Genomic DNA, 6,206 nt, shown 5'->3' with positions numbered 1-6,206 from the left:
CTTCTATGGCCTTCGCTGGCGCTGGCCATCGTCGCCTTGGCCTATGCCGGGGCCGGCGCGAAAGTGTTCCAGAAGGCGGCGGATGGCCGTGTGTCGCTGGCGAGCCGCATCCTGCTTTGGCCTTATCGTCTAGGCGCCAGGGTCAATGTCTGGACCTGGACGCGCAAGCTGCCGCCGGTCGTGCCGGTCAGCGACGGCATCTTCCTTGGGCGGTTCCCGAACGCCGCCGAGGCTGACGGCTTCGGCACGGTGATCGATCTCGCCGCCGAGCTTGAGCGGCCGCGCGACGCGCCGGGCCGCTGGCAAAGCTTCGGCATGCTCGATCTGCTGCCGCCGCCGGCGGACACGCTCGACCAAGCGGTGGCGGCGATCGAGCCGGCGCGCCGGCAAGGCACGGTGCTGGTCTGCTGCGCGCTCGGCTTCCAGCGCAGCGCCACCGTCATCGCCGGATGGCTCGTCGCGACCGGCCGCTCGCAAACGCCGTCCCACGCGCGCAAGCAGCTCGCCGCGTCCGGACGACCAGTGCATCTTCAGATCGGACTGGACGAGCCGGCATGACGGACGAACCCTACCAGCGGCGGACAGCCGCCTTTGCCGCCATGCTGATCAAGCACGCCGCATGGCCGGCCGCCATCGTGCTCGTCTGCGACGGCTTCGCGCCTTTGGTCGCCTCGGCGCGCGGCGCGCTCCAGGCGCCGATCGCGGTGCTGGCGCTGCTGGTCGCGGCGGCAAGCGCCATCGTGGTGCTTGGGTTTTCGGCGCTTCTCGCCTTCGACGCGCTGCTGTTCCGACTGATGGCGAGCCATGACAATGAGCGTTCGGGATGCGCCGCGGTCGACGACATGCTGGCGCGGATGCGGCTCAAGCCCGCCTCCTCGTCTCCGCGCCCGCTCGACGACCGCATCGCCGGAACGCGCCGCCTGCTTGCCCGGCAGCGCATCGCCTTCGCGATCTTCATCATCGCGTTCCTGACAGCCGGATTCTGGATGCCGGGATGAACAAGCTGTCGCTCCGGACCTTCACGCTGCTGCAGACGGCGACCTCGGTCAGCCTGTCGGCGCTGGCGCGGGCGGTGACCGGCGTGCGTCCGATCTGGAGCGGCTGCCAGCCATCGGACGGGCAGCGCATCTATTTCGCCAACCACACCAGCCATGGCGACTTCATCCTTTTGTCGGCCTGCCTCAGCGAAAGAGAACGCGCCACCACACATGCGGTCGCCGCCGCCGAATATTGGCGAAAGTCGCGGCTGCGCCGCTTCATTGCCGAGGACATGCTGTCCTCCGTGCTGATCAGCCGGCAATGGACGAGGCCGGACGAGAACCCGATCTCCGTGATGCTTTCCGTCCTCGACCGAGGCCATTCGCTGATCATCTTCCCGGAAGGCACGCGCAACATGAGCGACGAGCTGCTGCCGTTCCGCTCCGGGCTCTACAATCTGTCGATGGCGCGGCCGGAAGTGGAGCTGATCCCGTGCTGGATCGAGAACATGTCGCGCGTGTTGCCCAAGGGCCAGTTCCTGCCGGTGCCGCTGCTTTGCCGCGTCGTCTTCGGTGCGCCGGTGGCGGTGGCGCCGGGCGAGGAACGCCGCGCCTTCCTCGAACGCGCCCGGGCCGAACTTCTGGCGCTCAATCCGCGCCCTGATCGAGACGAATGATGCGCCACGAAATCAGCATCCTGATCATCGGCCTTTTCGTGGTGCTGACCACGGCCAGCGCCACCGCCGCTGTGCTGTCGGCGCGCGCGCCGAAGCCGCTCAGCGCGACGCTCACCAACCTCACCCAGCGCATCAATGCCTGGTGGGTGATGGTGGCGCTGATGACAGTCGCCTTCTTCTTCGGCCGCTACGGCATGACCATCCTGTTCGCGCTGATCTCGTTCGCGGCGCTGCGCGAGTTCGTGACCTTGACGCACAGCCGCCGCAGCGACCATTGGGTTCTGCTCGGCATGTTCGGCATCGTCATTCCGGTCCAATACTGGCTGGTGTGGACGGCCTGGTATGGACTGTTCGTGATCTTCATCCCGGTCTACTGCTTCCTGCTGATGCCGGCGATCACGGCGCTGCATGGCGATACCGAGCGCTTCCTGGAGCGCGTGTCGGCGCAGCAATGGGCGATCATGATTGCGGTCTATTGCGTCAGCCACGTCCCTGCGCTGCTGACGCTGAACGTGCCCGGCTTCGAGGGTCGCAACCTGCTGCTCGTCGCCTTCCTGATCATCGTCGTGCAGGGCAGCGACGTGCTGCAGTACATCTTCGGCAAGCTGTTCGGAAAGCACCGCTTCTCGCCAAAGGTCTCGCCGTCGAAGACTTGGGAGGGGTTGATCGGCGGGCTCGTCGCCTCGAGCCTGCTCGGCGCGCTGCTCGCCTTCATCACGCCGTTCTCGCCATTGCAGGCCTCGGCCGTCGCCTTCGTCGCCTGCACGATGGGGTTTCTCGGCGGGTTGGTCGCTTCCGCCATCAAGCGCGACCAGGGCGTCAAGGATTGGGGGCATCTGATCGAGGGCCATGGCGGCATGCTCGACCGCACCGACAGCCTGGTCTTCGCCGCGCCGATCTTCTTCCACCTGGTGCGCTATTTCTGGACGGTTTGAGCGTCGGCATCGGCGTCTCCCTGCGCAATTCCAAGGCCGCCTCACCCAAACATCGGAAAATTTTCAGAAACCGTTCGGGATTTCCGGAGCCTGAAGCGCCAAGAAGATCGGGCTGGCGAAAAGACAGGCCGCAAAGCCCGATCTCCCTCTCCAGCCAACTGATTTCCCGGTCGCCGCATCCTCCCCCGCGCGGCCGCAACCTTGGTCATGGAGACAACATGATTGCACTTTTTCATAACAGGCCGCTGCGGCGCCGCCTTGTCGCCGGATCGATCGCCGTTCTTGCCTGCGGCGGCGCCATGGTCTGGCACGGCGCCAGAAGCGAGGCCTCGAACGTGAAGCCCGCCGCGGCCGAGACAAAGCTTGTCAAGGCCATCGCAGCCGTCCCCATGCTCAGCGCGGATACCCGTATCGCCATCGGCGAGATACGGCCGAGGCTCGAAAGCGACCTCGGCTTCCGCGTATCGGGCAAGCTGCTCGAACGCGTCGCCGAGATCGGCTCGACGGTGAAGAAGGGCGAGGTGCTCGCCCGCATCGAAGACCAGGACTATCGCAACCGGCTCGCCAGCGCCGAGGCCGATGTCGCGGCGGCACAGGCCGTGCTTGTCGAGGCAAAAGCCGCGGAGGCCCGCATCGGCGCGCTGCTCGGCAAGGGTTTTACCACCCGCGCCAATTATGACGCGACACTGAAGAATCTGCGTTCGGCGCAGGCCAAGCTCAAGTCGGCGAACATCGCCTTCGACATGGCCAAGGACCAGCTCGGCTATACCGAGCTGCATGCGGAATTCGACGGCATCGTCACCGCCACCGGAGCCGAAGCCGGCCAGTCGGTCAATGTCGGACAGATGGTGGCGCGGGTTGCCGATCCGGAGAGCCGCGACGCCGTGTTCTCGATCGCCGAAGCGGTCTTCGCCAACGCACCCGATACCAAGCACCCGCCAAAAGTGACTGTCTCGCTGCTCAGCAATCCGGCGATCACCGCGGTCGGCAGCATCCGCGAGATCGCGCCTATGGCCGACGCCGCGACCCGCACCTTCCAGGTAAAGGTCTCGATCGAGAATGCGCCCAACGAGATGCGCTTCGGCGCAAGTGTTTCCGGCCGCGCCGAGATGGGCGGCGCGCCGGTCATGGTGCTGCCGGGCAGCGCGCTGTTCGACAAGGACGGCAAGCCGGCCGTGTGGGTCGTGTCCGCCTCGTCGGCGGTGGAGCTCAAGCCGGTCACGGTTGCCCGCTACGAGACCGACCGTGTCGTGGTCAGCGGCGGCCTCGCCAAGGGCGATCAGGACCTTTGTCTTGGACATGGTCATTTTTCCTCTCCTTCAACGATACGCACTTTTTCGCGTTCCCGCAGCCGGTTCACGCCGGCGCCGGCCCGACCGGGCTGACGCTCGCTCTCTGGCTGACCAGGCTCGGGGTCCCGGTCCGCATCTTCGACAAGGCCACCGGTCCGGGCGAAACCTCGCGCGCGCTCGCCGTCCAGGCGCGCACGCTGGAGTTCCATCGCCAGATCGGCATCGTCGAGGACATCCTTGCCGAGGGCATCCGGCTGGAACGGCTTACGTTGCATACGCCGGCCGGCGTCGCAGCGCGGCTGCCGCTTTCCGATTTCGGCCGCGGCATCAGCCCCTACTCCTTCGCCTTCGCGCTGCCGCAGGATATCCATGAACGCGTGCTGATCACGCATCTGGAACGCGCCGGCGTCGAGGTCGAGCGCGGTACGGAGCTCGTTGCCTTCCAGGACAAGGGTGACGCGGTCATCGCGACGCTTTCGCGGAACGGCAAGACCGAGACCGTCAGCGCAGCCTATCTTGCCGGTTGCGACGGCGCCCGCAGCACGGTGCGCCATGGGCTGAACATCGGCTTTCCGGGCGGTACCTACGAGCAGGCCTTCTACGTCGCCGACGTGAAGGGCACGGGCAACGTCACCCGCAATGGCATGGACACGACCATCAGCACCTATGGCTTCGCCATCGTGATGCCGGTCCGGCAGTCGGGCTCGCTGCGCCTCATTGGCATCGTGCCGAAGGCGCATGAGGCCGACGAGACGATCAGCTTCGAGGCGATCCGCGCCGATGTCGAGCGCGACACCGGCGTCACGGTCGAGGAGGTCAACTGGTTCTCGACCTATCGCGTCCATCATCGCGTCGCCGAGCGCTTCCGCGCCGGCCGCGTGTTCCTCGTCGGCGATGCCGGACACATCCATAGCCCGGCCGGCGGCCAGGGCATGAACACCGGCATGGGCGATGCTGTGAACCTCGCGTGGAAGCTAGGCGCCGTGGTGCAGGGCCGTGCCGATCCGCGCCTGCTCGACAGCTACGAGCCGGAGCGCATCGCCTTTGCCCACAAGCTGATCGAAAGCACCGACAAGGTGTTCCGCTTCATCACCAACCGCTCGCGACTGGTCGGCCTGTTCCGGCGTTACGTGATGCCGAAGGTCATGAACATCGGGCTCCACACATCGTTCGGGTCGCGCGCATTCTTCGGCGTGATCTCGCAGACGGCGATCGAGTACCGCGCCGGGCCGATCAGCTCGGGCATGGCGGGCAAGGTCAGCGGCGGCGACCGCCTGCCGTATGTCGCCGGCAACGTCATGGGCGCGGGCGGCGACAATTTCGAGCCGCTGCGCTCGCTCGACTGGCAGGTCCATGTCTATGGCGAGGTCAATTGCGATTTTCGGGCGATGCTCGCACCGACAGGAATTGCAGTGTATCTGTTCGCCTGGACAGACGCAGCCGGGAAGGCCGGCCTGCAGCGAGACGCAGCCTATCTGGTGAGGCCGGACGGCCATGTCGCGCTCGCCTCGCCAGTCCAGGAGGCAGCCGCCTTTCAGCGCTATCTCGCGGGCCTCGCCATCAGGCCGAGAACCGCCGAGCGCGCGCCTTACCGTGTGCCGGGCACCATGCACAGCCTGGCCTGAATTGCGACAGTGCCCGCCAAGCGGCGGGCGCTGACCGAACCCAAACCGTCATTTGTTTTGGCCAGCCGGCAGGCGCCGGCGGAGCGCGCTTGCGCGCGCCCTGAAAAGGAACCACATCATGACCAGCTTCAATCTTTCCGAATGGGCGCTTCGGCACCGCAGCTTCATTGTCTACCTGATGATAGCGGCCGCCCTTGCCGGCCTCTACGCCTATGGCAGCCTCGGCCGCGAAGAGGACCCGCCCTTCACCATCAAGACCATGGTGGTGAAGACGATGTGGCCGGGCGCCAGCACCAGCGACACGGTGGAGCAGATCACCGATCGCATCGAGAAGAAGCTCGAAGAGCTGCCGGACCTCGACTACGTCAAGAGCTACACCAAGCCCGGCGAATCCGTCGTCTTCGTCAACCTCAAGGACACGGTGGCCGCCGACCAGGTGCAGCCGCTCTGGTACCAGGTGCGCAAGAAGCTCGACGACATCAAGCCGACGCTGCCGTCCGGCGTGCAGGGCCCGTTCTACAATGACGAGTTCGGCGACACCTATTCGCTGATCTACGCGCTCACCTCCGACAGCCTCAGCCATCGCGAGTTGAAGGATCTCGGCACCAGCCTGCGCGCCGGGCTGCTGACGGTGAAGGACGTCGCCAAGGTCGACCTCATCGGCCAGCAGGACGAGAAGATCTATCTCGAATTCTCGACC

General features: G+C 66.0%; 6 protein-coding genes and 1 pseudogene. All 7 read left to right on the top strand.

The genetic code is table 11. From position 1 onward, the window contains the following. Positions 1-558: pseudogene (locus EOA75_RS27025) on the top strand (dual specificity protein phosphatase family protein); the annotation flags it as partial. Then, positions 555-998 carry a hypothetical protein gene (locus EOA75_RS27020; protein ID WP_127325593.1) on the top strand — a complete coding sequence of 148 codons (444 nt, stop codon included), beginning with the start codon at positions 555-557 and terminating at the stop codon, positions 996-998. The pseudogene EOA75_RS27025 and the gene EOA75_RS27020, both read left to right, overlap by 4 nt. Further along, positions 995-1,654, top strand: coding sequence for a lysophospholipid acyltransferase family protein (locus EOA75_RS27015; RefSeq protein ID WP_127325592.1), 660 nt, complete (start codon positions 995-997; stop codon positions 1,652-1,654). Before EOA75_RS27020 ends, EOA75_RS27015 begins: the two co-directional genes overlap by 4 nt. After that, on the top strand, positions 1,654-2,589 hold the full coding sequence (locus EOA75_RS27010; RefSeq protein ID WP_095784069.1) for a phosphatidate cytidylyltransferase: 936 nt from the start codon (positions 1,654-1,656) through the stop codon (positions 2,587-2,589). The genes EOA75_RS27015 and EOA75_RS27010 overlap by 1 nt, the downstream gene beginning before the upstream one ends. 218 nt (positions 2,590-2,807) lie before the next feature. Next, entirely contained in the window at positions 2,808-3,974 is a 1,167-nt protein-coding gene (locus EOA75_RS27005) for an efflux RND transporter periplasmic adaptor subunit (RefSeq protein WP_245466749.1), read from the top strand. Then, positions 3,878-5,506: an FAD-dependent monooxygenase gene (locus EOA75_RS27000; protein ID WP_164747582.1), complete on the top strand. Its 1,629-nt coding sequence runs from the start codon at positions 3,878-3,880 to the stop codon at positions 5,504-5,506. The genes EOA75_RS27005 and EOA75_RS27000 overlap by 97 nt, the downstream gene beginning before the upstream one ends. Before the next feature lie 118 nt (positions 5,507-5,624). Beyond that, on the top strand, positions 5,625-6,206 hold a 582-nt coding region (locus EOA75_RS26995), incomplete at its 3' end, for an efflux RND transporter permease subunit (protein WP_164747581.1).

The organism is Mesorhizobium sp. M1A.F.Ca.IN.022.07.1.1 (genome assembly GCF_003997575.1).
GTDB lineage: Bacteria > Pseudomonadota > Alphaproteobacteria > Rhizobiales > Rhizobiaceae > Mesorhizobium.
The sequence above is the reverse complement of the archived record's forward strand: the minus strand, read 5'-3'. Positions and strand labels throughout refer to the sequence as shown.